A 26,007-nucleotide genomic window follows, 5' to 3' on the forward strand; every position below is an offset into this window, starting at 1 on the left:
GAGTCGCGCCGAGTTGGTCAAACTTAATCGAGATCACGAACATGCTTTTTTCCCGCAACCCATTTGCTTCAACGTCCAAGCGTCACCTGCTGTTGGTTGCCGCCGGGTTCAGCACCGTATTGACCGGTTGCGCGACCTCTCCGGTGTCCAAGGTGGCCTCCACCACCAAGGTCGAGTACTACCCGAGCTGCTACGAGCCGGTGCAGCACCTGCGTACCACTGATTCGGACATGACCAAGTCGGTCGTCACCGGCGCTGCCCTGGGCGCTGCTGGCGGTGCCTTGCTCGGGGTTCTTGCCGGTGGTGAGAATCGCGGTCGCAACGCGGCCATCGGCGCCGCCGGTGGTGCCCTGGCTGGCGGTGCTGCCGGCTATTACACCGAACGCCAGAAGCAGATCGCCGATGACAACCAGCGCATCGCGTCCTACGCCACTGACGTCAACAAGAGCGTGGCCGACATCGACCGCAGCACCGCTTATGCCCGTGCTTCGCAGACGTGCTACCAGCGCGCCTTCGACAGCCTGATCAGCGCGCGCAAGGCCAACAGCATCAATGACGTGGAAGGGCGCAAGCGCCTGGCGGAAATCGTCAGCGGGCTGAAGGAGTCCAACGACCTGATCACCGCGGTGAACGGTCGGGCCAGCGAGGACCTGAGCAAGTACAACCAGGCCTATGAGCAAGACCTGCAGCAGGTGGGCGTGCAGCGCACCGACGTGGTCAAGGTCGCCGCCGCCGATACCACTCCAGTGACCACCACCGGCAAAGGCAAGGGCAAAGGCAAAACCCCTCCGAAGGCGAAGCTGCCAGTGGTGCCCAAGGAAGCGGTGAGCACCGAGAAGTCGATGCAGCAGGCCAAGACCAAGCAGGCCGAGAGCAATAAGGTGGCCACCACCGGCCAGACCCAGGTCAACAGCATGTGCAAGAACCCGGACCTGGGCGACTGGGCACCGGTACCTTGCCCGAACGTCTGAGTCAGTGATTGTCTGACAAGATGTAGCGATAAGCGCTGAACGCCAGGCGATCTTCGAGCAATCGAACGGATCGGCTGGCGCTCGGCGAGTTACAGGTTACACTGCGCCGGCCATCCAATAATTCCACTGAGGCGCCGCGCATGAAATTTCGTTTTCTCCTCTGGGTGCTTGGCCTGTTGATGGGCAAAGCCAGTCGCAACAATCCCGCTTTCCAGCAACAGTTGGGCGACAAGGAGCTGGTTTTCCAGCTGCAGACGCTCGATGGCAAGGTTGCTCGGCATTTCTTCGTCAAGGACCAGCGTGTCACCAGTCGTTCGGGGTTCTATCCCGAGCCGGCGTTCGCCATCGCCTTCAAGGACGCGGCGTACGGCTTTGCCACCATGCAGGCGAAGAACAAGCAACTGGCATTCATGACCGGGATCCAGGACAAGTCGATCCAGATCAAGGGCAATCCGGCGCTGGTGATCTGGTTCCAGGGGCTGACCAAGTACCTGAAGCCCAAGAAGTCCAAGCCCAAGGCTTGAGGCGTTCGACGCGACAGTCGGCGGCAGGGCCGCGACCGGTCGCAGGAGATGATCCGGAAGGGATTCTGCAGGCCGCAAGGGCCTGCAGAAAGACTCAGGCCTGGCTGAATTGCGAGGCCAGTTCGCGCAGCAACACCTCGGCTTCAAGCACCTTGCTCACCACATCCTCGGCCTTGTCGCGACTGAGCCCCAGGCGTTCGAACAGGGCCTCGGGAATCTCTTCGCGGGGGCCGGAGCCGATACCCCGACTACGCAGCAGGCGCACTGCCAGGCAGACCAGGTTCGGGTACTCGGCATAGGCGCCGTCGTAGCTCGGGTCGTGCTGGAAGCGCAGGGCGGTGCACAACTCGTCCGGCATGTCCCAGTAGCGCATCAGCCAGGAGCCGATCTGCTCGCGACTGATGCCCAGCAGGTGCTGCTCGATGTAGCTGTGGCACAGGTGCGGGTTGACCTCCAGGTGCCGGCAGATCAGCGAGAAGTGCGGCGGGAACACATGGGCCAGCAGCAGGTAGCCGAAGTTGTGCAGCAGGCCGGCGAGGTAGGTCAGGCCGGCTTCAGGGCGCTGGGCCCGGGGCATGGCGCGGGTCAGGCCCTCGATCACCGCGGCGGTGTAGATCGACTGCTGCCAGTACGGCGTGGCGTGCTGCGGCTGGTCCTTGGGCAGGCTCAGGGTCTTGCCCAGGGCCAGGCCCAGGGCGAGGTTGATCACCAGGTCGAAGCCGAGCACGCGGACGATGGCGTCTTCCACCGAGCGGATCTTGCCCGGCGAGGCGTAGTAGGGCGATGCCGCCCAGCTCACCACCTGCGCGGCCAGTGCCGGGTCGGTTTCCACTACCCCGGTGATGTCGTCGATGGTGGCGTTGGGGTCGACCCGCAGCTTGATGATCTTCTGTGCGGTTTCCGCCAGGGGCGGGATCTCGATGGTGGCTTCCAGGCGCTGCTGGATGCGCCGGGCGGTGAAGGCCTGCATCGCCTGGGAGATTTCCTCGCGGTCATCGTCCGGGCGGTCGAGGTTGGGCCGGATGCTGCTCAGGGACTCGCCGAAGGTACCGGCGCTGGCCTTGCTGAGCATGCCCTTGAAGTCTTCGCGAGTGATTTCCAGCAGCACACCCGGCTCGCCCGAGTGGATCAGCAGGCTGGGCTCGTGCAGCAGGCTTTCTTCGTACAGGCAGGGCGAGCTGGTCAGGGCCGGCAGGCCAGGCAGCAGGCTCAGGCTGTGCTTGCCGAGCATGCGCTCCAGGCGTTCGGTGGAGACCGAGCGCAAGCGTCGGCCGGTGAGCTCGGCGAGGCGGTTCAGGTCCAGCAACTGGCTCTGTGGGAACAGCACCATCAGGGCGCCGACGGCGTCATCGAGCAACACCGCCTGGACTTTGCGCGAGGCGGGCAGTTCGGGGCGGTCGATGACTTCGTTATAGCCGATGGCCAGCTTGCCGAGCAGCAACCGGATGACAGATGGCGCGTGCGGGGTTGCAGTGGCGAGGGCAACTTCTGTCATGGCGTGGTATCCGTTTTTCTACAATGTGACCAGTATAACCAGCTTGGTCATTCCAATGGTTCACTAACTGAGGCTTGGTTCACACTTGACCGTATTGCTGGCCGTGGCGCAACCAGCGCTCCAGCAGCGGGCTGACGTGGGTCGGCCAGCGCTCCAGCAGTGCCTGGGCGGCGTCGCGTACGGCGGGCAGCAAGTCGGCATCGCGCATCAGGTCGGCGACCTTGAACTGCAGCAGGCCGGTCTGCCGGGTGCCGAGCATTTCCCCCGGGCCGCGCAATTCCAGATCCTTTTCGGCGATGACGAAGCCGTCGTTGGTTTCACGCATGATGCCCAGGCGTTGACGACCGATTTGTGAAAGCGGTGGATGGTAGAGCAGCACGCAGTGGCTGGCGGCGCTGCCACGGCCGACCCGGCCGCGCAATTGGTGCAGTTGCGCCAGGCCCAGGCGTTCCGGGTTCTCGATGATCATCAGGCTGGCATTGGGCACGTCGACCCCGACCTCGATCACCGTGGTGGCCACCAGCAGTTGCAGGTTGCCGGCCTTGAATTCGGCCATGACCGCGGCTTTTTCCGGCGCCTTCATGCGGCCGTGGATCAGCCCCACCCGCAGTTCGCCGAGGGCGCTGGAGAGGTCCTCGTAGGTGGTCTCGGCGGCTTGGCAGGTGAGCTCCTCGGATTCCTCGATCAGGGTGCAGACCCAATAGGCCTGGCGTCCCTCGGCACAGGCGGCGCGCACTCGCTCGATCACCTCGATACGCCGGCTATCGGTCACCAGCACGGTGTTCACCGGAGTACGCCCCGGCGGCAATTCGTCGAGGATCGAGGTGTCCAGGTCGGCATAGGCGCTCATGGCCAGGGTCCGGGGAATGGGCGTGGCGGTCATGATCAACTGGTGCGGGCAAAGCCGGCCGCCCACGCCTTTCTGGCGCAGGGCCAGGCGCTGCTGGACGCCGAAGCGGTGTTGTTCGTCGATGATCACCAGGGCCAGGTTCTTGAATTGCACTTCGTCCTGGAACAGTGCGTGGGTACCCACCACCATGGGCGCGCCGGCGGCGATCTGTTCCAGGGCGGCGCTGCGGCTCTTGCCCTTGAGCTTGCCGGCCAGCCAGGCGACTTCCAGGCCCAGCGGCTCCAGCCAGCGCTTGAAGGTGATGAAGTGCTGTTCGGCGAGGATCTCGGTGGGCGCCATCAGCGCCACCTGGTAGCCGGCCTCCAGCGCTTGCAGGGCCGCCAGGGCGGCGACCACGGTCTTGCCGGCGCCGACGTCACCCTGGATCAGCCTCAGCATGGGTTCGGGCTGGCTCAGGTCGTAGGCGATCTCGTTGCCTACTCGCTGCTGGGCGCCGGTGGGAGCGAAGCCCAGGTTCTTCAGGTAGCGGGCCGGCAGCTTCTTGGCCACTGGCAGCACCGGCGCGCGTTGGGAGCGCTGGCTGTCGCGCAGGCGCTGCTGGGACAACTGGTGGGTCAGCAGCTCTTCGAAGGCCAGGCGGTGCTGGGCCCAGTGATGACCCAGGGCCAGCTCATCGACATCGGCGTCGGCCGGTGGGTGGTGCAGGTAGCGGATCGCGTCGTCCAGGGGCGCCAACTGATAGTCCCGGGCCAGCTCCTCGGGCAGCCAGTCCGGCAGGCTGCGGGGGCCGAGCATGGCCAGGCTCTGCTGGCAGAGCATGCGCAGGCGCTGTTGGGTCAGGCCTTCGGTGAGCGGGTAGATGGGGGTCAGGGTCTGGTCCACCGGCGGTGGTTCGTCGCCGCTGATGGCGCGGTATTCAGGGTGGTAGATCTCCAGCCCCGAGGCGCCCGGGCGAGCCTCCCCGTAGCAACGTACCCGGGTGCCACGCTTGAGGCCTTCCTTCTGGGCGTTGCTGAAGTGGTAGAAGCGCAGGCTCAGGCCGCCGGTACCGTCCTGCAAGCGCACCAGCAGGCTGCGGCGCTTGCCCATGACCACGTCGGCGCCGCTGACGGTACCTTCGACCACCGCATCCTGGCCCGGGCGCAGGGCGCCGATGGGGACCACGCGGGTACGGTCCTGATAGCGCAGGGGCAGGTGGAACAGCACGTCCTGGAGGTTTTCCAGGCCGACCTTGGCCAGCTTCTCGGCCATGGCTTCGCCGACGCCCTTGAGCGCCGTCACCGGCACCTTCGACAACTCGGTCATGGTGACGGCTTAACTGGCGACGGGCGGCTTGGCCACGGAGCACAGGCGGATCGAGTCGGCGAGGATCTCGATGGCCTTGGGCCGCGGGAAGCTCGCGCGCCAGGCAATGGCCACGGTGCGAAATGGTGCCGGCGGGGTCAGCGGACGGACCTCGATGACCCCGGGGGCGTAGTGGTGGCTGTCCACCGCCGACAGCGGCAGGATCGAGACGCCCAGGCCCGAGGCGACCATGTGGCGGATGGTTTCCAGCGAGCTGGACTCCACGGTGGTGTGCTTGGCGCCGTCGTTGCCCTTGGTCAGGGTCGGGCAGGCTTCCAGGACCTGGTCGCGGAAGCAGTGGCCTTCACCCAGCAGCAACAGGCTCTTGTCGTTGAGCAGGCTGGCGTCGATGGTTTCCTTGCGGGTCCAGGAGTGGTCGCTGGGCATCAGCACATAGAAGGGTTCGTCGTACAGCGGCAGGGTCAGCACATCGGCTTCGTTGAACGGCAGGGCGATGATGATCGCGTCCAGCTCGCCGTTGCGCAGCTTGTCGCGCAGCACGTGGGTGAAGTTTTCCTCGATGTACAGCGGCATCTGCGGGGCGACCCGGTGCAGCTGTGGAATCAGGTGGGGGAACAGGTACGGGCCGACGGTATAGATGGCGCCGACCTTGAGGGGGGCGGTCAGCTGGTTCTTGCCGGCCTGGGCCAGCTCACGGATACCCTGGGCCTGCTCCAGGACCTTCTGCGCCTGGGCGACGATGGTTTCGCCTACCGGTGTCAGGCGCACGGCGCTCTTGCTGCGCTCGAAGATCAGCACGCCGAGTTCGTCCTCGAGCTTCTTCACGCCGACCGAGAGGGTGGGCTGGCTGACGTGGCAACGCTCGGCGGCATGGCCGAAATGCTGCTCCTGGGCAAGGGTAACGATGTAGCGCAGTTCTGTAAGGGTCATAGCGGGCGTCCGTGAGGTTGCGGCCAAGCATAACGGCTGCAATCGATAGACGCACGTTATCAGACTGAGGGAGGAGTGCGACACCCGCCAATGCCTGTGTCGGACGGGTTGTTGAATGCGAAGGGCACCCTGCGGTGCCCTTGCCTTGGATCAGCGGCGGCCGCGGCTGCGGTCGATCTCGTAGTTGTACGAGGCGGTGATTTCCACGCTGCCGTTGTTGAGCATGTCGGCGGGTGGCTTGGGCAGCGGTTGGGCGCGACGGATCATGTCCAGGGTGGCGCGATCCAGGTCGGCATTGCCTGAACGCCCGACCAGCTCGTAGGACAGTACCTTGCCTTCGGCATCCACCACGAAGCGCAGGGAGTTGGTGCCTTCCTTACCGCGTCGCTGGGCTTCGCTCGGGTAGCGCTTGTACTTGGCCAGGTGCGCCTGCAGCTCGCCCTGCCAGTTGGCCTTGGCGGCCGCCTGGGCTGGCGATGGACCCGGGGTCGCCGGTGCCGGGTTGCTCGACGTTGCCGGTGTCACCGGAGCGTCGCTGGGCTTTTCGTCAGAAGGTTTTTCCTTCGGCGGCTCCGGCTTTTCCACTGGCTTTGGTGGTTGTGGCTTGGGCTTCTGCTTGACCGGCTTGGGCACCGAGATGGTGGGCTTGGGCGCTTCGGCGAGTTTGGGCAGCGGCAGCTCTTCCACCGGAGCCGGTGGTTGTGGCGGGGTCACCACTTTCGGTGGTGCCGGAGGAGGCGGCACAGGGGCAGGCGCCAATTCGACCACCATGGCTTGGGGTGGAATGGGCATCGGCTGTGGCTTGGACCAGTTGAGGGCGAGTGCGATCGCCGCCGCGTGGACGCCCAGCACCACGGCCAGGCTACCGCTGTAACGCGTCAGTCTTTGGCGCGTCGTGATCATTTCTTGGCTGCCGTCTCGAGTCCGACCAGGCCGACCTTCAGATAGCCGGCCGCACGCAGGGTGTCCATCACGCTCATCAGGTCGCCGTAGTCAACGCCTTTGTCGGCCTGGAAGAAGATCGTGGTGTCCTTCTTGCCTTGGGTCTTGGCGTCGAGGGCGGCGCCCAGGGTCTCGGCCTTGATCTCGTCTTCGCCGAGGAACAGACGCTGGTCGGCCTTGACGCTGAGGAACACCGGTTTCTCAGGGCGCGGCGCCGGCTTGGCGCTGGAGGCGGGGAGGTCGACCTTGATGTCCACGGTGGCCAGGGGAGCGGCCACCATGAAGATGATCAGTAGCACCAGCATCACGTCGATGAACGGCGTAACGTTGATCTCGTGGTTTTCGGCCAGGTCGTCGCCTGCCCCTTCCTTCAAATGCAAGCCCATGGCCGATTACCCCACTTTCACCATGTGCGGTTGTGCGGAACGCTCGCCTGGTTGGTGGTCCAGGTCGCGGCTGACCAGCAGCAGGACTTCAGCCGAAGCGTCGGTCACCTGGGCCTTGTAGCCGGTGATGGAGCGGGCGAAGACGTTGTAGATCACCACTGCCGGAATCGCGGCGACCAGACCCAGGGCGGTGGCCAGCAGGGCTTCGGCGATGCCCGGAGCAACCACGGCGAGGTTGGTGGTCTGGGTTTTGGCGATGCCGATGAAGCTGTTCATGATGCCCCACACGGTACCGAACAGGCCGACGAAGGGGGCGGTGGATCCGATGGTGGCCAGCACGCCGGTGCCGCTGCTCATGTTGCGGCCGCAGGCGGCTACCAGACGCTCCAGACGGAAGCTTACGCGCTCCTTGATGCCTTCTTTCTCACGGCTATTGGCCGACAGGCGCATTTCTTCCAGGGCGTCGTGAACCAGCAGGTTGGTCAGCGTGCCTTGCTTGGTTGCGCTGGCGCTGGCTTCCTTGAGGTTGGTGGCCTTCTTCAGGGCAGCGATTTCATGGCGCAGGCGGCGCTTGGCGCCCATCAGCTCGAAGCCTTTGGCGATCCAGATGGTCCAGGTGATGATCGAGGCGATGGCCAGGCCGATCATCACCAGTTTCACGATGATATCGGCGTTCTGGTACATGCCCCAGGGCGACAGGTCGTGGGCCATGCCCAGGGTGTTGTCGGCTTCCAGGACTTCGGGGAGGTCCTGGGCGGCTACTGGCTGGCCTTCGACCGGAGCTTGTTCGTCGTTTGCCGCAGCTGCGGCGGGAGCCGTGGCAGGTGCTGCCGGATCGGTGGCTGGGTGCTCGGCGACCGGTGCGGAGGTGGCTGGAGCCGGGGCTGGTGCGTGCTGGTCGGCCCAGGCTGCGGTCGGGGCCAGCAGCAGGCTGCACAGCAGCGCGGCGGCTGCGCCCATGGTGCGCAGCGGGCTTGGGCGTGTGGTTGGCGAGACGGAGAATGGGTTGCTTGTCATGCTGGCCGGACCTGAGAGGAGAATAGGGTGAATGTCCTTCTAGGCCTCGCAGGGCCGAGAACAAAATGGGCGGTCATTATTGCAAGTAATTCTTGTTAACAGAAGTAATAGAGTATCTTTTTTTCTTCGATTGCTAGCCGTTCGTCCACTGCGAAAGCTAGGCTTGACCTTTGTGCAAGGAGTTTTCTGATGTCTGCCCCCTCTATTCTGATCGCCGGTTGCGGCGATGTCGGAAGTCGCCTGGCGACTCAACTGTTGGCCGAACAATGGCGAGTCCACGGCTTGCGTCGTACGGTGTCGCATTTGCCCCAGGGTGTGCTTGGCGTCGCCGGCGATTTGTTCAGCGAGCAGTGCCCTTCGGACTGGCCCCGGGAGCCCCTGGACTACCTGGTGTATTGCGCCGCGGCCACCGAGCATGATGAGGCCGGGTATCGCGCCGCCTACGTCGAGGGGTTGCAGCACGTGCTGGGCTGGCTCAAGCAGCACGGCCAGCGCCCCAAGCGCCTGTTGTTCGTGTCCAGCAGCAGCGTCTACGAACAGAAGGATGGCGAGTGGATCGATGAAAGCTCTCCCGCCGAGGCCAATGCCTACTCCGGACGCCTGATGCTGGAGGCGGAGCAAGTGGCCTTAAATAGTGGAGTTCCCGCCAGCCGGGTGCGCCTGACCGGCATCTATGGTCCGGGCCGCGAGTGGCTGTTGACCCAGGTGCGTCGGGGTTATCGGGTGGCGGTGGAGCCGCCTTTGTATGGCAACCGTATCCACGCCGACGATGCCGCCGGCCTGCTGGCCTGCCTGCTCAAGGCCGATCACGCGGGGGTAGTGCTGGAGGATTGCTACATTGGCGTGGACGATGCGCCTGCGCCGCTGGCAGAGGTGGTCGGCTGGCTGCGCGAGTACCTGGGAGTGACGGAATGGGCGGCGGACTCCAGCGTCCGGCGCACCGGGAGCAAACGTTGCAGCAACGCCCGGGCGAAGGCCCTGGGGTGGGTGCCACGCTATCCTAGCTATCGCGAGGGGTATGCGGCGATTCTTGAAGGGCAGGACTGAGGCAAGCCTTCTGGCTTGTCGCCTGCGCCAAGGCCGGGGCCGGCTCCCGAGGGGAGCCGCTACCGCTAAGGCGCAAGGCCTTGCGGGCCTTGTCACCGACTGCGGCAGCGGTCACCGGCGAATTACTGCTTCTCCAGCAGCCACTGCTGGTTGCCCGGGGTCAGCGATGGAACCTCGTCCGCCAGGGCGGTATTGACCGCCTGGAAGATCTCCAGTTGCTGATCCTTGCGCACGAAGATCCAGGAGTTGCCACGGCCATTGAGTTGCAGCCAGATGCTGTCGTTGCCGCCGCTCATCGAGGCGCAGTCGCCGGCCAGGCACAGGGCATAGCGGTCCACGCCCGGCAGGCCTTGTACTGCGCCGTCGGCCTGGAACTCCACGCCGTTGCCTAGGCCAGGTCCGTTGACGATCTTCCATTTGCCGCCCAGGTACGCCGAGTACAGGGCGCGCTCGAAGTTGGCGCCCAGGGGCGCGCCTTCGGGGGCTGGCTCCTTGGGGCGGTCGAAGACTTGCTCGGGTTCGTTGTCGTTGGCGACCTGGAGCAGGCGCTTGCCGTTGCGCTTGAGTTCGGTAGGGGTGCTGCCGTAGACCTCGATCTTGGCGGAGTCGGTGCTTTCGCTGGGCAGTTTGCCTTCGACGGTCTCGAAACCATTGGTGTAGCGGGCCTGGCCGGCCTTGGTGTTGATCTCCCACTCCAGGGTCGGGCCATTGGCCTGGAGGGCTTCACGCAAAGGTCCGCCCTTGGAGGCGGCGTCGATCGCTACCTGATTGATCCAGATGCCGCCGACATCGTGTTTGGCGGGGTCGCTGGCACAGCCGCCGAGCATTGCGGCGAGCAGCGAAACAGCTAGCGCTTTGCGCATGATGAAATCCTTTCAGAACGAAAACGGCGCGGCCTGGACGGCCGCGCCGAGGGTGTCACTCGATGACCAGAATGGCATCCATTTCGACCTGCGCGCCCTTTGGCAGGGCGGCCACGCCGATGGCGGCGCGAGCTGGGTAGGGCTGTTCGAAGTACTTGCCCATGATCTCGTTGACCTTGGCGAAGTGGCTCAGGTCGGTGAGGAAGATGTTCAGCTTGACGATGTCCTTGAACGAGCCACCAGCAGCCTCGGCGACCGACTTGAGGTTCTCGAACACCTGGACGGTCTGGGCTTCGAAGCCTTCGACCAGTTCCATGGTCTTTGGATCCAGCGGGATCTGGCCCGACATGTAGACGGTGTTGCCAGCCTTGATCGCCTGGGAGTAGGTGCCGATGGCGGCCGGGGCCTTGTCGCTGGTAATAACGGTCTTGGTCATGAATGACTCCTTGTAATGGGCGGGCTTTGAGGCGGGTTAGGCACGCATGCGGGTGATGCGGATGACTCCGATCAGGGCGCGCAGTTTCTTGATCACGCGGGCCAGGTGCACGCGATCGTGCACGCTGACCACCAGTTGGACCACGCTGATGCGGCCATCGCGTTCGTCCATGCTGATTTTCTCGATGTTGCCGTCGGCGGCGTTGACGCTGCTGGCCAGCAGGGCGATCAGGCCACGCTGATGCTCCAGCTCGACGCGCAGTTCGACGTTGAACTCGCCGGTGACATCCTTGGCCCAGGAAAGCTGGATGCATTTTTCCGGGTTGTGGCGGATTTCACTGATGTTGCGGCAGTTTTCCAGGTGCACCACCATCCCTTTGCCGGCCGACAGGTGGCCGACGATGGGGTCGCCCGGGATCGGTGTGCAGCATTTGGCATAGCTCAGCACCAGGCCTTCGGTGCCGCGGATGGCTAGTGGGCCTTCCGGGCTCGGTAGCTGTTCGCCCTCGCCCAGCAGGCGGCGGGCCACGACGTAGGCCATGCGGTTGCCCAGGCCGATGTCTTCCAGCAGGTCTTCGATCAGTTCCAGGCGGTATTCGTGGAGGATCGCCTGGATCCGCTCGGCCGGGATTTTCTCCAGGGCGCTGTCGAAGCCGTTGAGCACCTTGTTCAGCAGGCGCTCGCCGAGGCTGATGGACTCGGAGCGACGTTGCAGCTTGAGGGCATGGCGGATGTGGGTGCGGGCCTTGCCGGTGACCACGAAGTTGAGCCAGGCCGGGTTCGGCCGAGCTCCCGGGGCGCTGACGATTTCCACGGTCGAGCCACTTTGCAGCGGTTCGGACAGTGGCGCCAGGCGGCGATTGATGCGGCAGGCGATGCAGCTGTTGCCCACGTCGGTGTGCACCGCGTAGGCGAAGTCGACCGCCGTGGAGCCCTTGGGCAGCTCCATGATCCGGCCCTTGGGCGTGAAGACGTAGACCTCGTCCGGGAACAGGTCGATCTTCACGCTCTCGATGAATTCCAGGGAGTTGCCGGCCCGTTGCTGCATCTCCAGGACGCCCTTGACCCATTGGCGGGCGCGGGCGTGGGTGCCCTTGGGCTGCTCGTCGCCGCTGGACTTGTACAGCCAGTGGGCGGCGATGCCGTTGTTGGCCATCTCTTCCATTTCGCGGGTGCGGATCTGGATCTCGATCGGAACCCCGTGCATGCCGAACAGCGTGGTATGCAGCGACTGGTAGCCGTTGGCCTTGGGAATCGCGATGTAGTCCTTGAAGCGCCCGGGCAGCGGCTTGTACAGGTTGTGCACGGCGCCGAGCACGCGATAGCAGGTATCGACCTTGTCGACGATGATCCGGAACGCGTAGACATCCATGATCTCGTTGAAGGCCCGGCGCTTGCCGCGCATCTTCTTGTAGATACCGTAGAGGTGCTTCTGGCGGCCGCTGACTTCGCCCTGGATGCCGTCGATGGCCAGGCAGTGGCCCAGGGACTCTTCGATCTTGTTGACGATTTCCTTGCGGTTGCCCCGGGCGCGCTTGACCGCCTGGTAGATCCGCGCGGAACGCATCGGGTGCATGGCCTTGAAGCCCAGGTCCTCGAACTCGATGCGCACGGTATGCATGCCCAGGCGGTTGGCAATGGGTGCGTAGATTTCCAGGGTTTCCTTGGCGATCCGCCGGCGTTTCTCGCCGGACAGCACTTCCAGGGTGCGCATGTTGTGCAGGCGGTCGGCCAGCTTGACCAGGATCACGCGGATATCGCGAGCCATGGCCATGGCCATCTTCTGGAAGTTCTCGGCCTGGGCTTCGGCCTTGGTCTCGAAGTTCATCTGGGTCAGTTTGCTGACCCCGTCGACCAGTTCGGCCACGGTCTCGCCGAACTGGGCGCTGAGCGCTTCCTTGGCGATGCCGGTGTCTTCGATCACGTCATGCAGCATCGCGGCCATCAGGCTCTGATGGTCCATGTGCATGTCGGCAAGAATGTTCGCTACCGCCAGTGGGTGCGTGACGTACGCCTCGCCGCTGCGACGGCGTTGACCGTCATGGGCTTGTTCGGCGTAGAAATACGCTCGGCGGACCAGGTTCACCTGGTCCGTGCCGAGATAGGTCGATAAGCGATCGGCGAGGGCGTCTATGCTCGGCATGATGTCTCCTGCCGTAGGCTGTGATCCCGCGCCGTGCTACGTCGACCAGGCATAGGCTCAGACGGCCTCGTTGGACTCGTCCTCGAAAGCAGCGAAAAGCGGCTCGTCTTCGACGATCTCGGCTTCGGCGATGGCTGCATAGTCGATCAGGCCTTCAGCGATTTCGCGCAGGGCGACAACGGTAGGCTTGTCGTTTTCCCATGCTACTTTCGGCTCTTTGCCGCCGGTGGCCAACTGGCGGGCACGCTTGGTAGAGAGCATGACCAGCTCAAAGCGGTTATCCACGTGTTCTAGGCAGTCTTCAACGGTTACGCGGGCCATGGTCTTCCTCGTAGCAAATGCAATAAGCGCGGTGCCCGGATGGGCGAGCGGACTCAACAGTTTAAAAAATCACCAGCGTTTAGGGAAGCGCTGATTTTTTGACCAAGCCCTTCAACGCGCTGCAGGCACCAATGTAAAGCGCTTGCAGCGGTTTTGGGAAGTGCTGTTTTCAACCCAGCAATTCAGCCAGCAATTTGCCGAAACGCTGTTGCTGGCGCTTCTGCTGCAACTGGTTGGTGCGGAAAATCGCTTTCAGGTCGTCCAGGGCATGGGCGAAGTCGTCGTTGATGATCAGGTAGTCGTAGTCGACGTAGTGGCTCATCTCGCTGACCGCTTCACGCATCCGGCCTTCGATGATCTCGTCGCTGTCCTGGCCGCGATTGGTCAGGCGCTGGCGCAAGGCTTGCTGGGATGGCGGCAGGATGAAGATCGAGCGGGCCTGGGGCATCAGCTTGCGCACCTGCTCGGCGCCTTGCCAGTCGATTTCCAGGATCAGGTCGTGGCCTTCGTCCAGGGTTTGCTGCAGATGGCTCTGGGAGGTCCCGTAGAGGTTGCCGAACACCTCGGCGCGCTCGAGGAAGTCGCCGTGCTCGATCATCCGCACGAACTCTTCGCGCTCGACGAAGTGGTAGTTCACCCCGTTGGTCTCGCCCGGGCGCATGGCGCGGGTAGTGTGGGAGATAGAGACGCGGATGCTGGCATCGGCGTCGATCAGGGCCTTGACCAGGCTGGTCTTGCCCGCGCCCGAGGGGGCGGAAATGATGTACAGGGTGCCGGTGCTGTGGGTCATGTCAGTTGCCTTACTCAATGTTCTGCACTTGTTCGCGCATCTGCTCGATCAACACCTTGAGGTTGACCGCAGCCTGGGTGCTGCGCGGGTCGAAGGCCTTGGAGCCCAGTGTGTTGGCTTCGCGATTGAGCTCCTGCATCAGGAAGTCCAGGCGCCGGCCGGCGGCGCCGCCGGACTTGAGTACACGGCGAACTTCGATGATGTGGGTGCTCAGGCGATCCAGTTCTTCGGCGACGTCGCTCTTCTGCGCCAGCAGGACCATCTCCTGCTCGAGACGGGTCGGGTCCAGCTCGGCTTGCATGTCGGCGAAGCGATCGAGGATCTTCTGCCGCTGCGTCGCGAGCATCTGTGGAACCAGTTCGCGCAGAGTCGCCACGTCTTCTTCTATAGAGGACAGGCGCTCGTCGATCAGTCGGGCCAGCTCGGCGCCTTCGCGCTCGCGGCCACTCTTCAATTCCTTCAGGCCTTGGTTGAACAGCGCCAGGGCGTCGTTGTTCAGGGCCTGCGGGTCGTTGGCATCCGCGACCAGGACTCCGGGCCAGGCCAGGACTTCCAGGGGGTTGAGCGCGGCTGGTTGCTTGATCAGGCCGGCAACGGACTCGGCGGCGGCCACCAGCTGCGCTGCGCGCTCGCGGTCGACCTGCAGCGACTTGCCGGTGGTTTCCTCGGTGAAGCGCAGGGTGCACTCGACCTTGCCTCGCGACAAGCCCTGGCGCAGGGCCTCGCGGACCGCGCCTTCCAGGTCGCGAAAGGCTTCAGGCAGGCGCAGGTGCGGTTCCAGGTAGCGACTGTTGACCGAGCGCAATTCCCAGCTCAGGGTGCCTTGGGTGCCGGCCCGTTCTACCCGGGCGAAGGCGGTCATGCTGTGCACCATGGAGGTCCCTCCGATTCAGCGCCGGCGCCAACCATGAATGGATTGGGTGGGCTGATAGTGATGAATTAAAGCCGACAGGCTGCGAAGGCGCAGGATTGTAGCGCAGTGCGGTGGGAGCCCCCAAACCCTGGCGTGGGCTCATAGTGACAGGGCTTTGCCGGGGCAAATTGACCTTTGGCGGTTTTTGGTCTGCCCTGGCGCGGTCGCGGGCCTTATAATGTTCGGCAGTTTTCCGTCCTCGTACAGGTGTTCCTCTATGAAACGTCCAAGTGGTCGCGCTGCCGATCAGCTTCGCTCGATCCGCATCACCCGCAACTACACCAAACACGCCGAGGGATCCGTACTGGTCGAGTTTGGCGATACCAAAGTGATTTGCACGGTCAGCGTCGAGAACGGCGTGCCGCGCTTTCTCAAGGGCCAGGGCCAGGGTTGGCTGACCGCCGAATACGGCATGCTGCCGCGCTCCACCGGTGAACGTAACCAGCGCGAAGCCAGCCGTGGCAAGCAGGGCGGCCGGACCCTGGAGATCCAGCGCTTGATCGGCCGTTCGCTGCGTGCTGCGCTGGACATGTCCAAACTTGGCGACATCACCTTGTATGTCGATTGCGATGTGATCCAGGCCGATGGCGGCACCCGTACCGCATCCATCACTGGCGCCATGGTGGCCCTGGTGGACGCCCTGAAAGTGATCAAGAAGCGTGGTGGCCTCAAGGGTGGTGACCCGCTCAAGCAGATGATCGCCGCGGTCTCGGTGGGCATGTACCAGGGCGAGCCGGTGCTGGACCTGGACTATCTTGAAGATTCGGCGGCTGAAACCGACCTCAACGTGGTGATGACCAGCACCGGTGGTTTCATCGAGGTCCAGGGCACTGCCGAAGGCGCGCCGTTCCAGCCGGCCGAACTGAATGCGATGCTGGCCTTGGCCCAGCAGGGCATGACCGAGATCTTCCAACTGCAACAGGCCGCCCTCGCCGATTGATCCAGGCGGCCATGGCAAGGAGAGCGTTATGAGTGATGAGCAACTTCCGCTGCCTACGCCGAGCCATGAGGTTCGGCAATGGGCGATGTTCTGTCACCTGTCTGCCTTGCTGGGGCTGTGGATTCCGTTCGGTACGCTGATCGGGCCGCTGATCCTCTGGCAGATGAAGCGCGAGACCGATCCCTTCATCGACGCCCAGGGCAAGGAGGCGTTGAACTTCCAGTTGACGGTCGCCATTGCCTCGGCGGTGTGCTTCCTGCTGATGTTCGTGCTGATCGGCTTCGTCCTGTTCGGGCTGCTGGCGTTGGGCGCCCTGGTGCTGACCATCATCGGCGGCGTCAAGGCCGGGGAGGGCGTGCCTTATCGGTATCCCTTCACCTGGCGGCTGGTCAAGTAGATCGAGCGAGCACAAAAAAGCCGACACTGATGTCGGCTTTTTTGTGGGGTATGCAAGGGTGCTTAGATGGTCAGCGTCCAGTCATAGTCCACGATCAGCGGTGCGTGCTGCGAGAAGCGCGGCTGGCGCGGCAGGCGCGCGCTGCGTACGAAGCGCCGCAGGCCGGGAGTCAGCAGCTGGTAGTCGAAGCGCCAGCCCAGGTTGAGCATCTCGGCCTGCTCGTTGTCCGGCCACCAGCTGTACTGGTCGCCTTCACGGCTGACTTCGCGCAGGGCATCGACATAACCCATGTTGCCGATGATCTCGTCCATCCAGGCGCGTTCGGGCGCCAGGAAGCCCGGAGACTGCTGGCTGTCGCGCCAGTTCTTGATGTCCAGCTTCTGTTGCGCCACGTACAACGAGCCACAGTAGATGTACTCGCGCCGCTTGCGCCGCTGCTTGTCCAGGTAACGGGCGAAGTCGTCCATTAACTTGAACTTCTGGTTCAAGTCTTCATCGCCGTTCTGCCCTGATGGAAGCAGCAAGGTCGCGATGCTGACCTTGTCGAAATCGGCTTGCAGGTAGCGCCCGTAACGATCGGCTGTTTCAAAGCCGAGGCCGCTGATGACCGCCTTCGGCTGCAACCGCGAGTACAAAGCCACGCCACCTTGGGCGGGAACTTCGGCATCGCAGGCATAAAGGAAGTAGCCATCCAGTTGGAAGGCTGGGTCGTCCAGTTCAAAGGCGGAGGCGCGGGTGTCCTGCAGGCAGATGACGTCGGCATTCTGTGCCTGCAGCCAACTGAGCAAACCGCGCTCGACTGCAGCCTGAATACCATTGACGTTCACACTGATGATCCGCATAAATGGCCCCAAAAATCACGTGCGTGTATGATACCCGAGCTCTACCTAATTAGCTAAATCCGTGGTATCTGGGGTTTTTTCATGCAGGCGTATCAGCGCGATTTCATTCGTTTTGCCATCGATCGCGGGGTTTTGCGCTTCGGTGAGTTCACCCTGAAGTCCGGGCGTACCAGCCCCTACTTCTTCAATGCCGGCCTGTTCAACAGCGGCACGGCCCTGGCCCAGCTGGGGCGTTTCTATGCTGCGGCGATCGTCGACAGCGGCATTTCCTTCGATGTGCTGTTCGGGCCGGCCTACAAGGGCATTCCCCTGGCTGCGGCGACCGCAGTCGCCCTGGCCGAGCATCACCAGCGCGACCTGCCCTGGTGCTTCAACCGCAAGGAAGCCAAGGCCCATGGCGAGGGTGGCAGCCTGGTGGGCGCGCCGTTGACCGGCGATGTGCTGATCATCGATGACGTGATCACTGCCGGTACGGCCATTCGTGAAGTCATGCAGATCATCGGCTCCCAGGACGGCGCCAGGGCGGCCGGCGTATTGATCGCCCTGAACCGCCAGGAGCGCGGTAACGGCGAGCTGTCGGCGATCCAGGAAGTCGAGCGCGACTTCGGCATCCCGGTGGTAAGCATCGTCTCGCTGAACCAGGTCCTGGAGTTCCTGGCGGACGATCCGCAGCTCAAGCAGCACCTGCCGGCGGTGGAAGCCTATCGCGCGCAATTCGGCGTCTGAGTATTGCTGCGAGGCCTGTCCGTGATAGCGGCCTGCCTGGTGCGCCGATATCGCGGACAAGCTCAGCACCTGCAGAAGACGCAAAAAAAGACCCCGCCAGGCCAAGCCCGGCGGGGTCTTTTTCATTGCTGCTTTAAGGGCGCTTGCGATTGCTGATCAGGGTGCCCACGCCGGTGTCGGTGAAGATCTCCAGCAGGATCGCGTTGGGCACGCGACCATCGATGATCAGCGAGCTGCCCACGCCGCCCTGTACTGCTTCCAGGGCGCAGCGGATCTTCGGCAGCATGCCGCCGTAGATGGTGCCGTCGGCGATCAGCTCGTCCACTTGCTGGGTGCTCAGGCCGGTCAAGACCTTGCCCGACTTGTCCATCAGGCCGGCGATGTTGGTCAGCAGCATCAGCTTCTCGGCTTTCAGGGCCTCGGCCACCTTGCCAGCCACCAGGTCGGCGTTGATGTTGTAGGACTCGCCATTGGCGCCCACGCCGATCGGTGCGATCACCGGGATGAAATCACCCTTGACCAGCAGGTTCAGCAGGTCGGTATTGATCCCTTCCACTTCGCCCACATGGCCGATGTCGATGATTTCCGGAGTGGTCATTTCCGGCGTCTGGCGGGTCACGGTGAGCTTCTTGGCCCGGATCAGCTCGGCATCCTTGCCGGTCAGGCCGATGGCGCTGCCGCCATGGCGGTTGATCAGGTTGACGATGTCCTTGTTCACCTGGCCACCGAGGACCATCTCCACCACGTCCATGGTCTGCGCATCGGTCACGCGCATGCCATCGACGAAGTGGCTTTCGATCGACAGGCGCTTGAGCAGGTCGCCGATTTGCGGTCCACCGCCGTGTACTACCACCGGGTTTATCCCTACAGCCTTCATCAACACGATGTCGCGGGCGAAGCCGGTTTTCAGCTCCTCGCTTTCCATAGCGTTGCCGCCGTACTTGATCACCAGGGTCTTGCCGACATAACGGCGGATATAAGGCAGCGCTTCGGATAGGACCTTGGCGGTATTGGCGGCGGCGTCGCGTTCGATGGTCATTCAGGGCTCCGGTGCTTCAAACAATCAAAACGGTAGTTGGAGATCAGGTGCAACACGTTTCAGTTGGACATGGAACACGTCCTTAATCCGCTGCAGTTCGGCTGCATTGTCAGCCTCGAAGCGCAGCACCAGCACAGGGGTGGTATTGGAGGCGCGAACCAGTCCCCAGCCCTTGGCATAGTCGACTCGCACCCCGTCAATGGTGGTCAGGTTGGCACCCTCGCCCCACTGTGCGTCGTGCAAGGCATCAATGATGCTGAATTTGCTCTCTTCGGTCACATGGATATTGATTTCCGGCGTGGAAATATCGTTCGGGAAGGTGGCGAACAACTCTTCCGAAGTGGTTTTTTCCTTGCTGAGGATCTCCAGCAGGCGTGCCGCGCTGTAGATACCGTCATCGAAACCGAACCAGCGCTCCTTGAAGAACACATGGCCGCTCATCTCGCCAGCCAGCAGGGCGCCGGTCTGCTTCATTTTCTTCTTGATCAACGAGTGACCGGTTTTCCACATTAGCGGACGGCCGCCATATTCCTTGATCAGTGGAACCAGGCGCCGGGTGCATTTGACGTCGAAGATGATTTCCGCATCCGGATTGCGCGCCACCACATCCTTGGCGAAGAGCATCAGCAGGCGATCGGGGAAGACGATGCTGCCGGTGTTGGTCACTACCCCGACCCGGTCGCCATCGCCGTCGAAGGCCAGGCCCAGGTCGGCCCCGGTTTCCTTGACCTTGGCGATCAGGTCCTCGAGGTTCTCGGGTTTGCCCGGGTCCGGGTGGTGGTTGGGGAAGTTGCCATCCACCTCGCAGAACAGCGGGATGACTTCGCAGTTCAGGGCCTCGATCAGTTGCGGGGCAATGACTCCGGCAGCGCCGTTGCCGCAATCGACCACCACCTTCATGCGACGGGCCAGCTTCACGTCCCGGGTGATCTCCTCGAGATAGCGCGGCAGGATATCGACCTTGGTGACACTGCCCTGGGCGCTGCTCAGGTTGTTGCTCTTGAGGCGCTCGTGCAGGGCCTGGATCTGTTCGTTGGCCAGGGTGTCGCCAGCGATGACGATCTTGAAGCCGTTGTAGTTCGACGGGTTGTGGCTGCCGGTGAGCATCACCCCGGATTTGCCAGCCAGTACGTTGGCTGCGTAGTACAAGGCCGGGGTCGGAACCAGGCCGACATCGCTGACGTGGCAGCCGCTGTCATGCAGGCCCTGGATCAGCTGGGCCACCAATTCTGGCCCGGACAGGCGGCCGTCACGGCCCACGCAAACGTTGGGTTCGCCCTGGGCCAGGCTCTGGGAGCCAATGGCGCGGCCGATCCAGTAGGCGGTTTCGGCGTTCAGGGTTTCGGGTACAACGCCACGGATGTCGTAGGCTCGGAAGATGCTGTCGGGAAGTTTCGGGGCGACTTTGGCTGCGGTGCTCATCACTGAGGGTGCTCCATCTGAAGGGGGTGCAGTACGGCCGTGGAATGACAGGCCGGCAGGCTCAAACTGAAGGGTATGACGGCGTTTTCAGCATAGAGTTCGTACTGCGAAAGTGCCATCCGGGGGCTATGACCGGTGTGCCATCACCTCCGGAGCCGGGGCAGGCAGGGCAGAATCGCTGGCAATGGCCGGCGACCGTTCATCCTGAAATTTCCCAGGTGAGATGAACGGGCCGGGCAGGGCGCCCGGCCCGCAGCCAGCCTCAATGGCTGCCGGAGTGGCCGAAACCGCCAGCACCGCGCTGGCTCTCATCGAACGCCTCGACCACCTCGAAGTGGGCCTGGACCACAGGTACCAGCACCAGCTGGGCGATACGCTCGCCGACAGCGATGTTGAAGGCACTCTGGCCTCGGTTCCAGCAGGACACCATCAGTTCGCCCTGGTAGTCCGAGTCGATCAGGCCCACGAGGTTACCCAGCACGATGCCGTGTTTGTGGCCCAGGCCGGAGCGAGGCAGGATCAGGGCGGCCAGGCCCGGGTCGCCGATGTAGACCGACAGGCCAGTAGGGATCAGCAAGGTCTGGCCCGGTTCCAGTACGGTGTCTTCCTTGAGCATGGCGCGCAGGTCGAGGCCGGCGGAGCCTGGCGTGGCGTACTGCGGCAGGGGGAATTCGCTACCGATGCGTGGGTCGAGGATCTTGGCTTGTAAAGCGTGCATGCGAGTTAAACCTGGTTCAGCCGTTCGGCGATGAAGGAGATCAGCTGGCGGGCAATCTTGCCCTTGCTGGTCTGGGCGAAGAGGGTTGCGTGCAACTCTCGGTCAATCACGCTGCAGGCGTTTTCCTCGCTGTTGAAGCCAATGCTCGGGTTGGCCACGTCGTTGGCGACGATCAGGTCGAGGTTCTTGTCCTTCAGTTTGCGTGCAGCGTAGTCGAGCAGGTGTTCGGTCTCGGCGGCGAAGCCGACGCTGAATGGGCGGTCAGGACGGGTGGCGATGGTGGCCAGGATGTCCGGGTTGCGCACCATTTGCAGCAGCAGGCCGTCACCGTTCGTAGGGTCTTTCTTTAATTTCTGTGGGGCAACGACTTCCGGGCGGTAATCCGCGACCGCCGCAGAGGCGATGAAAATGTCGCATGGAATGGCCGCCTCGCAGGCCGCGAGCATGTCGCGAGCGCTGACGACGTCGATCCGCGTGACTCGGTCGGGGGTTGGCAGGTGCACCGGTCCGGTGATCAGGGTGACCCGGGCGCCGGCTTCGACGGCGGCCTCGGCCAGGGCGAAGCCCATTTTCCCTGAGCTATGGTTGGTGATGTAGCGCACCGGGTCGATGTTTTCCTGGGTCGGCCCGGCGGTGATCAGTACATGCTTGCCGGTCAGGGCCTGGTGCTGGAAGCAATCGGCGGCGCACAGTGCCAGGTCGTTGGCTTCGAGCATGCGACCCAGGCCGACATCGCCGCAGGCCTGGCTGCCGGAGGCCGGGCCGAATACTCGCAGGCCGCGGCTCTGCAGGAGCTGGGTGTTGGCTTGGGTGGCAGGATCGCGCCACATGGCTTGGTTCATGGCCGGGGCGATGGCCACGGTGGCGTCGGTGGCCAGGACCAGGGTGGTCAGCAGGTCATCGGCGATGCCCTGGGCCAGGCGGGCGATCAGGTCGGCCGTGGCCGGGGCGATCAGCACCAGGTCGGCCCACTTGGCCAGCTCGATATGGCCCATGGCGGCTTCGGCCGCCGGGTCCAGCAGGTCGAGGTGGACCGGATGCCCGGAGAGGGCCTGGAGGGTCAGCGGGGTGATGAATTCACAGCCGCCCCGGGTCATGACCACGCGCACTTCGGCGCCCTGGTCGAGGAGTCGGCGAACCAGCTCCGCGCTCTTGTAGGCGGCAATGCCGCCACCGACGCCGAGCACGATGCGTTTGCGATACAGCCGCTGCATAGGCCTGTCTTTCCGTTCAGAGATTACTGCGTGGAGTTCCCCTCCCCAGGTGAAATACCACGCAAAAAAGAGGGGGCTAAGATAGCACAGCGTCCGCCATGGAACAGCGGCGCCATGCACAGGGAGGTGTGATGAGCATTCGTGATTGGCCCGCGGCGGAGCGCCCGCGGGAACGGCTTCTGGAGCAGGGCGCGCTCAGCCTTTCCGATGCCGAGTTGCTGGCGATCTTCCTGCGTACCGGTATCGCCGGCAGGAGCGCGGTCGACCTGGCCCGGCTGCTGTTGCAGCGTTTTGGCAGCTTGCGCAGCCTGTTGGAGGCGGACCAGCTGACCTTTACCCGCCAGCCGGGGTTGGGGCCGGCCAAATATGCGCAGTTGCAGGCCGTGCTGGAAATGGCCCGGCGCAACCTCGCGCAGGAGCTGCATCGGCACTCCGCGTTGGAAAACCCACTGGTGGTGCGCGATTACCTGAAGTCGATGCTGCGGCACGAACCCCATGAGGTGTTCGGCTGCCTGTTCCTGGACACCAAGCATCGGGTCCTGGCGTTCGAGATCCTGTTCCATGGCTCGATCGATAGCACGACGGTGCATCCGCGCCAGGTGATCAAGCGCACCCTGGCCCACAACGCCGCGGCGGTGATCCTCTGCCACAACCACCCGTCGGGCATTTCCGATCCCAGCCCTGCGGACCGGGTGGTCACCCGGCGCTTGCAGCAGGCATTGGAGCTGATCGATGTCAGGGTGCTGGATCACTTCATCATCGGCGAGGGTGATCCGCTGTCGATGGCCGAGTACGGCTGGCTCTGAACCCGAGGCAAGCCCGCTACCCCGGGGCTTGCCATGGTGGGTAGGGGGAGGCTAGCGGAGGCTGACCTTGGAGTAGTCCTGGCGGCCGAAGGGGCTTACCTGGTAGCCCTGGACCTGCTTGCGAGCCAGGGCGAAGGCGGTCGGGTGGGCCAGGGGCAGCCATAGCGCCTGCTGCTGGATCTGGGTCTGGGCCTGCTGGTACAGCTTGCTGCGCACGCCTTGCTCGCTGGTGGTCTTGCCCGCGGTGATCAGCTTGTCCAGGTTCTGGTCGCAATAGCGGGCGAAGTTGGTCCCGGACTTGACTGCCGCGCAGGTGAACTGTGGCGAGAGGAAGTTATCCGGGTCGCCGTTGTCGCCGGCCCAGCCCATGAACAGCAGGTCGTGCTCGCCAGCCTTGGCCCGGCGGATCAGTTCGCCCCATTCGATCACGCGGATCTCTGCCTGGATCCCCACCTGGGCCAGGTCCGACTGGAGCATTTGTGCGCCCAGGCTCGGGTTGGGGTTGAGCAGGCTGCCGGAAGGGCGGGTCCAGATGGTGGTCTGGAAGCCGCTCTTGAGCCCGGCCTTGGCCAGGAGCTGGCGGGCTTTTTCAGGATCGAAGGCGTAGCCCGGCAGTTCCTTGGCGTAGCTCCAGGTGTTGGGCGGGTAGGGGCCATTGGCCGCTTCGGCAGTACCTTCGAAGACCGCCTTGAGGTAGTTGGCCTTGTCGAATGCCAGGTTGATCGCCTGGCGCACCTCGGGTTTATCCAGTGGCGGGTGCTGGCTGTTGATGGCGACGAAGGCGGTCATGAAGGCCGCGGTGTGCTCGACCTTCAGGGCTGGGTCGGCGCTGGCGGCCTGGACATCCAGGGGCTTGGGCGACAAGGCGATCTGGCATTCGTTGCGCCGCAGTTTCTGCAGGCGCACGTTGGCATCCGGAGTGATGGCGAAGATCAGCGTGTCCACCGCCGGCTTGCCGGCGAAGTAGTCGCGGTTGGCCTTGTAGCGGATCGCGGCGTCCTTCTGGAAGCGGCCGAAGATGAACGGCCCGCTGCCGATCGGTTGGCTGTTGAGCTTTTCCGGGGTGCCGGCCTTGAGCAGCTGGTCGGCGTATTCCGCGGAATAGATCGAGGCGAAACCCATGCTCAAGGTGGCGAGGAAGGTGGAGTCGGCATGGTCCAGGGTGAAGCGCACGGTCAGCGGGTCCAGGGCGTCGATCTTCCTGATCAGGCCGGGAAGCTGCAGGGACTGAGCGTGGGGGAAGCCGCTCTGGGCCACCTGGTGCCAGGGGTTGGCCGGGTCGAGCATGCGTTCGAAGCTGAACTTGACGTCCTCGGCGGTCATCTCGCGGCTGGGGCTGAAGTATTCGGTGCGGTGGAATTTCACCTTCGGATGCAGCTTGAACACATAGGTCAGCCCATCGGACGAAATCTCCCAGCTGTCGGCCAGGCTGGGGACAACCTTGCCGCTGCTGGCATCGAACTCCACCAGGCGATTCATCAATACATCGGCGGAAGCGTTGGTGGTGGTCAGCGAGTTGTATTGCACCACGTCGAAGCCTTCCGGGCTGGCTTCGGTGCAGACGCTCAGCGCGGCGGCCTGGGCCAATGGGCTCAGGAGGGGGGCGAGCAGGAGCGGGAGGGCGGCAAGACGCATGGTCGGGTTCCTTGTGCAGATCGAAAGCCCATCTGCGAGTGCAGTCTGGAATTGCCTTACCCTAGTGACCTCGTGGGAAAATGACTATCCCTTTCGTACCGTCCAACTGCCACCTGGAGGCTGCCTGTGGGCCTGCTGGAGGGTTGCCCTGCAGTGTTGGCGGCGTCTGGAAAGTATTCAGCGACGAGTGGTCATTTTCTGCGGTAGCCTTTGCCGCAGGCGTCCGGCGCAAGAAAATCAGCACTTTTCATCATCCCGAGCGCAGCGGCTGTTGTTGCTATGGGGTCTTTCTGGTATAAAGCAGCGCTCTTTTCTAGGGGCCCGGTTCCTTGCACCTGCAGGCGTAGCCGGTAAGACCCTAAAGAAACGCGGCGCCTGGCGCCAAATGACTGAGAGATTAAGCGGCCAACCCATGCCGGGTTGGGCATGTGGTTTTAGAGGGCTGAGGCATGTCTAGAGTCTGTCAAGTTACCGGTAAGGGTCCGGTGACTGGGAATAACATTTCCCACGCAAACAACAAAACCCGTCGTCGTTTCCTGCCGAACCTGCAGCATCACCGCTTCTGGGTTGAGTCCGAGAAACGTTTCGTGCGTCTGCGCGTATCTGCCAAAGGCATGCGTATCATCGACAAGCGCGGTATCGACGCCGTTCTGGTCGACATCCGTCGCGATGGCGGCAAGGTTTAAGGGAGCTAATCATGCGTGAATTGATTCGTTTGATCTCGAGCGCCGGTACTGGTCACTTCTACACTACCGACAAGAACAAGCGTACTACTCCGGACAAAATCGAGATCAAGAAATACGATCCGGTTGTTCGTAAGCACGTGATCTACAAAGAAGGCAAAATCAAGTAATTGATTTTTCTTCTGACAAAAAAACCCGCCTTCAAGCGGGTTTTTTTGTGCCTGCGATTCAGGATTTCTGTTCGAAGGCCACGTAGACCTTGCGGCAGGGTTCCAGCACTTCCCAGGTGCCCCTGAAGCCGGCAGGGATCACGAAACGGTCGCCCGCGCGCAGGGTCTTGGCGTTGCCGTCGTTGTCGCGCAGGACCGACACGCCCTGCAGGATCTCGCAGTATTCATGCTCGGTGAAGTTCACCGTCCACTGGCCTACGGCGCCTTCCCAGATCCCTGCATTGAGTTGGCCGCAGGGGCTGGCGTAGTGGTTGAGCACCGCTTGCTCGGGGTCGCCCTTGAGGATCTTTTCTGCGGCGGGCCGATAGCGTTCGACCTCGGTGGCGGCCTGGCTGAAGTCGACGACGTTGTGGATGCTCATTGCTGGATTCCCCCGTGATTACGGCGCGAGTGGCTATGAAGGGCAGAGTCTATGTTTATTAA

At 63.3% G+C, this 26,007-nt stretch carries 27 protein-coding genes and 1 pseudogene; 9 read left to right on the plus strand and 19 right to left on the minus strand.

What is annotated here, in order from left to right:
* Positions 1-41: 41 nt before the first annotated feature.
* Positions 42-971 (plus strand): type VI secretion system-associated lipoprotein TagQ, encoded by a 930-nt coding sequence (gene tagQ, locus GDH07_RS00870; protein WP_022641857.1) that lies wholly within the window; start codon positions 42-44, stop codon positions 969-971.
* Between the two features lie 140 nt (positions 972-1,111).
* Positions 1,112-1,495, plus strand: a complete 384-nt coding sequence (locus GDH07_RS00875; protein ID WP_022641855.1) for a hypothetical protein — start codon at positions 1,112-1,114, stop codon at positions 1,493-1,495.
* A gap of 94 nt (positions 1,496-1,589) precedes the next feature.
* Here the strand turns inward: GDH07_RS00875 and GDH07_RS00880 are convergent, their stop codons facing one another.
* The 6 genes from GDH07_RS00880 to exbB form a co-directional block, all read right to left on the minus strand.
* Complete coding sequence (locus GDH07_RS00880) at positions 1,590-2,990, minus strand: aminoacyl-tRNA deacylase and HDOD domain-containing protein (protein ID WP_053133622.1); 1,401 nt, start codon at positions 2,988-2,990, stop codon at positions 1,590-1,592.
* A 79-nt stretch (positions 2,991-3,069) separates the two neighbouring features.
* Positions 3,070-5,145, minus strand: coding sequence for an ATP-dependent DNA helicase RecG (gene recG, locus GDH07_RS00885; RefSeq protein ID WP_022641854.1), 2,076 nt, complete (start codon positions 5,143-5,145; stop codon positions 3,070-3,072).
* A gap of 9 nt (positions 5,146-5,154) precedes the next feature.
* Positions 5,155-6,075, minus strand: coding sequence for a hydrogen peroxide-inducible genes activator (locus GDH07_RS00890; RefSeq protein ID WP_022641853.1), 921 nt, complete (start codon positions 6,073-6,075; stop codon positions 5,155-5,157).
* A 150-nt stretch (positions 6,076-6,225) separates the two neighbouring features.
* Entirely contained in the window at positions 6,226-6,978 is a 753-nt protein-coding gene (locus GDH07_RS00895) for an energy transducer TonB family protein (RefSeq protein ID WP_085594204.1), read from the minus strand.
* Positions 6,975-7,403 (minus strand): TonB system transport protein ExbD, encoded by a 429-nt coding sequence (gene exbD, locus GDH07_RS00900; RefSeq protein WP_152896500.1) that lies wholly within the window; start codon positions 7,401-7,403, stop codon positions 6,975-6,977. Before exbD ends, GDH07_RS00895 begins: the two co-directional genes overlap by 4 nt.
* Positions 7,404-7,409: 6 nt before the next feature.
* On the minus strand, positions 7,410-8,420 hold the full coding sequence (gene exbB / locus GDH07_RS00905) for a tonB-system energizer ExbB (protein WP_152896501.1): 1,011 nt from the start codon (positions 8,418-8,420) through the stop codon (positions 7,410-7,412).
* Positions 8,421-8,609: 189 nt separating this feature from the next.
* Between exbB and GDH07_RS00910 the strand changes: the two genes are divergently transcribed.
* Positions 8,610-9,467 carry an NAD-dependent epimerase/dehydratase family protein gene (locus GDH07_RS00910; RefSeq protein ID WP_152896502.1) on the plus strand — a complete coding sequence of 286 codons (858 nt, stop codon included), beginning with the start codon at positions 8,610-8,612 and terminating at the stop codon, positions 9,465-9,467.
* 122 nt (positions 9,468-9,589) lie between these two features.
* Here GDH07_RS00910 and GDH07_RS00915 read toward each other — a convergent pair whose 3' ends face one another.
* The 6 genes from GDH07_RS00915 to GDH07_RS00940 all read right to left on the minus strand — a co-directional run bounded on the left by GDH07_RS00915 (position 9,590) and on the right by GDH07_RS00940 (position 14,893).
* Positions 9,590-10,330: a hypothetical protein gene (locus tag GDH07_RS00915; RefSeq protein ID WP_022641847.1), complete on the minus strand. Its 741-nt coding sequence runs from the start codon at positions 10,328-10,330 to the stop codon at positions 9,590-9,592.
* A gap of 55 nt (positions 10,331-10,385) precedes the next feature.
* On the minus strand, positions 10,386-10,766 hold the full coding sequence (locus tag GDH07_RS00920) for a RidA family protein (RefSeq protein WP_003176922.1): 381 nt from the start codon (positions 10,764-10,766) through the stop codon (positions 10,386-10,388).
* A 36-nt stretch (positions 10,767-10,802) separates the two neighbouring features.
* A complete protein-coding gene (gene spoT, locus GDH07_RS00925) occupies positions 10,803-12,908 on the minus strand; it encodes a bifunctional GTP diphosphokinase/guanosine-3',5'-bis pyrophosphate 3'-pyrophosphohydrolase (RefSeq protein WP_022641846.1) in 2,106 nt (701 codons plus the stop codon).
* A 57-nt stretch (positions 12,909-12,965) separates the two neighbouring features.
* Positions 12,966-13,229, minus strand: coding sequence for a DNA-directed RNA polymerase subunit omega (gene rpoZ, locus GDH07_RS00930; RefSeq protein ID WP_007921129.1), 264 nt, complete (start codon positions 13,227-13,229; stop codon positions 12,966-12,968).
* 169 nt (positions 13,230-13,398) lie between these two features.
* A complete protein-coding gene (gmk, locus tag GDH07_RS00935; protein WP_022641844.1) occupies positions 13,399-14,019 on the minus strand; it encodes a guanylate kinase in 621 nt (206 codons plus the stop codon).
* 10 nt (positions 14,020-14,029) lie between these two features.
* On the minus strand, positions 14,030-14,893 hold the full coding sequence (locus GDH07_RS00940) for a YicC/YloC family endoribonuclease (protein WP_152896503.1): 864 nt from the start codon (positions 14,891-14,893) through the stop codon (positions 14,030-14,032).
* A 256-nt stretch (positions 14,894-15,149) separates the two neighbouring features.
* On the opposite strand from GDH07_RS00940, the gene rph reads away from it, so the two are divergent.
* Positions 15,150-15,872, plus strand: coding sequence for a ribonuclease PH (rph, locus tag GDH07_RS00945; RefSeq protein ID WP_022641842.1), 723 nt, complete (start codon positions 15,150-15,152; stop codon positions 15,870-15,872).
* Positions 15,873-15,900: 28 nt separating this feature from the next.
* A complete protein-coding gene (locus GDH07_RS00950) occupies positions 15,901-16,269 on the plus strand; it encodes a DUF4870 domain-containing protein (RefSeq protein ID WP_085594216.1) in 369 nt (122 codons plus the stop codon).
* Positions 16,270-16,331: 62 nt separating this feature from the next.
* Here the strand turns inward: GDH07_RS00950 and GDH07_RS00955 are convergent, their stop codons facing one another.
* A complete protein-coding gene (locus GDH07_RS00955) occupies positions 16,332-17,111 on the minus strand; it encodes an exodeoxyribonuclease III (RefSeq protein WP_011064227.1) in 780 nt (259 codons plus the stop codon).
* A gap of 81 nt (positions 17,112-17,192) precedes the next feature.
* On the opposite strand from GDH07_RS00955, the gene pyrE reads away from it, so the two are divergent.
* A complete protein-coding gene (pyrE, locus tag GDH07_RS00960; protein WP_022641841.1) occupies positions 17,193-17,837 on the plus strand; it encodes an orotate phosphoribosyltransferase in 645 nt (214 codons plus the stop codon).
* 133 nt (positions 17,838-17,970) lie between these two features.
* Here the strand turns inward: pyrE and argB are convergent, their stop codons facing one another.
* The 4 genes and pseudogenes from argB to coaBC all read right to left on the minus strand — a co-directional run bounded on the left by argB (position 17,971) and on the right by coaBC (position 22,230).
* Positions 17,971-18,876 (minus strand): acetylglutamate kinase, encoded by a 906-nt coding sequence (gene argB / locus GDH07_RS00965; RefSeq protein ID WP_022641840.1) that lies wholly within the window; start codon positions 18,874-18,876, stop codon positions 17,971-17,973.
* A gap of 24 nt (positions 18,877-18,900) precedes the next feature.
* Positions 18,901-20,301 (minus strand): annotated as a pseudogene (locus GDH07_RS00970) (phosphomannomutase/phosphoglucomutase); the annotation flags it as partial.
* 259 nt (positions 20,302-20,560) lie between these two features.
* Entirely contained in the window at positions 20,561-21,016 is a 456-nt protein-coding gene (dut, locus tag GDH07_RS00975; RefSeq protein ID WP_022641837.1) for a dUTP diphosphatase, read from the minus strand.
* Positions 21,017-21,021: 5 nt separating this feature from the next.
* The gene (gene coaBC, locus GDH07_RS00980) at positions 21,022-22,230 is read right to left on the minus strand and encodes a bifunctional phosphopantothenoylcysteine decarboxylase/phosphopantothenate--cysteine ligase CoaBC (protein WP_022641836.1); all 1,209 of its coding nucleotides are present in this window, start codon (positions 22,228-22,230) and stop codon (positions 21,022-21,024) included.
* Between the two features lie 131 nt (positions 22,231-22,361).
* Here coaBC and radC point away from each other — a divergent pair, with 131 nt between their 5' ends.
* Positions 22,362-23,036, plus strand: a complete 675-nt coding sequence (gene radC, locus GDH07_RS00985; RefSeq protein ID WP_053133645.1) for a RadC family protein — start codon at positions 22,362-22,364, stop codon at positions 23,034-23,036.
* Positions 23,037-23,087: 51 nt separating this feature from the next.
* Here the strand turns inward: radC and GDH07_RS00990 are convergent, their stop codons facing one another.
* Complete coding sequence (locus tag GDH07_RS00990) at positions 23,088-24,671, minus strand: ABC transporter substrate-binding protein (RefSeq protein WP_085594223.1); 1,584 nt, start codon at positions 24,669-24,671, stop codon at positions 23,088-23,090.
* Positions 24,672-25,120: 449 nt separating this feature from the next.
* Here GDH07_RS00990 and rpmB point away from each other — a divergent pair, with 449 nt between their 5' ends.
* Together rpmB and rpmG are read left to right on the plus strand one after the other, a co-directional pair.
* Positions 25,121-25,357, plus strand: coding sequence for a 50S ribosomal protein L28 (gene rpmB, locus GDH07_RS00995; RefSeq protein WP_031320695.1), 237 nt, complete (start codon positions 25,121-25,123; stop codon positions 25,355-25,357).
* An 11-nt stretch (positions 25,358-25,368) separates the two neighbouring features.
* Positions 25,369-25,524 (plus strand): 50S ribosomal protein L33, encoded by a 156-nt coding sequence (gene rpmG, locus GDH07_RS01000; RefSeq protein ID WP_003177274.1) that lies wholly within the window; start codon positions 25,369-25,371, stop codon positions 25,522-25,524.
* A 58-nt stretch (positions 25,525-25,582) separates the two neighbouring features.
* Here the strand turns inward: rpmG and GDH07_RS01005 are convergent, their stop codons facing one another.
* Entirely contained in the window at positions 25,583-25,945 is a 363-nt protein-coding gene (locus tag GDH07_RS01005; RefSeq protein ID WP_152896504.1) for a cupin domain-containing protein, read from the minus strand.
* Between the last annotated feature and the right edge of the window lie 62 nt (positions 25,946-26,007).

Source organism: Pseudomonas piscis (assembly GCF_009380155.1).
Lineage (GTDB): Bacteria > Pseudomonadota > Gammaproteobacteria > Pseudomonadales > Pseudomonadaceae > Aquipseudomonas > Aquipseudomonas piscis.

Bases quoted from the DNA above. Each gene is read 5' to 3' on its own strand.
- gmk (WP_022641844.1), bottom strand. From the start codon at position 14,019: ATGACCCACAGCACCGGCACCCTGTACATCATTTCCGCCCCCTCGGGC.
- rpmG (WP_003177274.1), top strand. From the start codon at position 25,369: ATGCGTGAATTGATTCGTTTGATCTCGAGCGCCGGTACTGGTCACTTC.
- rpoZ (WP_007921129.1), bottom strand. From the start codon at position 13,229: ATGGCCCGCGTAACCGTTGAAGACTGCCTAGAACACGTGGATAACCGC.
- GDH07_RS00890 (WP_022641853.1), bottom strand. From the start codon at position 6,075: ATGACCCTTACAGAACTGCGCTACATCGTTACCCTTGCCCAGGAGCAG.
- GDH07_RS00955 (WP_011064227.1), bottom strand. From the start codon at position 17,111: ATGCGGATCATCAGTGTGAACGTCAATGGTATTCAGGCTGCAGTCGAG.
- radC (WP_053133645.1), top strand. From the start codon at position 22,362: ATGAGCATTCGTGATTGGCCCGCGGCGGAGCGCCCGCGGGAACGGCTT.
- GDH07_RS00875 (WP_022641855.1), top strand. From the start codon at position 1,112: ATGAAATTTCGTTTTCTCCTCTGGGTGCTTGGCCTGTTGATGGGCAAA.
- coaBC (WP_022641836.1), bottom strand. From the start codon at position 22,230: ATGCAGCGGCTGTATCGCAAACGCATCGTGCTCGGCGTCGGTGGCGGC.
- GDH07_RS00915 (WP_022641847.1), bottom strand. From the start codon at position 10,330: ATGCGCAAAGCGCTAGCTGTTTCGCTGCTCGCCGCAATGCTCGGCGGC.
- GDH07_RS00880 (WP_053133622.1), bottom strand. From the start codon at position 2,990: ATGACAGAAGTTGCCCTCGCCACTGCAACCCCGCACGCGCCATCTGTC.
- pyrE (WP_022641841.1), top strand. From the start codon at position 17,193: ATGCAGGCGTATCAGCGCGATTTCATTCGTTTTGCCATCGATCGCGGG.
- GDH07_RS00940 (WP_152896503.1), bottom strand. From the start codon at position 14,893: ATGGTGCACAGCATGACCGCCTTCGCCCGGGTAGAACGGGCCGGCACC.
- dut (WP_022641837.1), bottom strand. From the start codon at position 21,016: ATGCACGCTTTACAAGCCAAGATCCTCGACCCACGCATCGGTAGCGAA.
- exbB (WP_152896501.1), bottom strand. From the start codon at position 8,420: ATGACAAGCAACCCATTCTCCGTCTCGCCAACCACACGCCCAAGCCCG.
- tagQ (WP_022641857.1), top strand. From the start codon at position 42: ATGCTTTTTTCCCGCAACCCATTTGCTTCAACGTCCAAGCGTCACCTG.
- GDH07_RS01005 (WP_152896504.1), bottom strand. From the start codon at position 25,945: ATGAGCATCCACAACGTCGTCGACTTCAGCCAGGCCGCCACCGAGGTC.
- GDH07_RS00950 (WP_085594216.1), top strand. From the start codon at position 15,901: ATGAGTGATGAGCAACTTCCGCTGCCTACGCCGAGCCATGAGGTTCGG.
- GDH07_RS00895 (WP_085594204.1), bottom strand. From the start codon at position 6,978: ATGATCACGACGCGCCAAAGACTGACGCGTTACAGCGGTAGCCTGGCC.
- spoT (WP_022641846.1), bottom strand. From the start codon at position 12,908: ATGCCGAGCATAGACGCCCTCGCCGATCGCTTATCGACCTATCTCGGC.
- argB (WP_022641840.1), bottom strand. From the start codon at position 18,876: ATGACCATCGAACGCGACGCCGCCGCCAATACCGCCAAGGTCCTATCC.
- GDH07_RS00990 (WP_085594223.1), bottom strand. From the start codon at position 24,671: ATGCGTCTTGCCGCCCTCCCGCTCCTGCTCGCCCCCCTCCTGAGCCCA.
- recG (WP_022641854.1), bottom strand. From the start codon at position 5,145: ATGACCGAGTTGTCGAAGGTGCCGGTGACGGCGCTCAAGGGCGTCGGC.
- GDH07_RS00920 (WP_003176922.1), bottom strand. From the start codon at position 10,766: ATGACCAAGACCGTTATTACCAGCGACAAGGCCCCGGCCGCCATCGGC.
- rph (WP_022641842.1), top strand. From the start codon at position 15,150: ATGAAACGTCCAAGTGGTCGCGCTGCCGATCAGCTTCGCTCGATCCGC.
- exbD (WP_152896500.1), bottom strand. From the start codon at position 7,403: ATGGGCTTGCATTTGAAGGAAGGGGCAGGCGACGACCTGGCCGAAAAC.
- GDH07_RS00910 (WP_152896502.1), top strand. From the start codon at position 8,610: ATGTCTGCCCCCTCTATTCTGATCGCCGGTTGCGGCGATGTCGGAAGT.
- rpmB (WP_031320695.1), top strand. From the start codon at position 25,121: ATGTCTAGAGTCTGTCAAGTTACCGGTAAGGGTCCGGTGACTGGGAAT.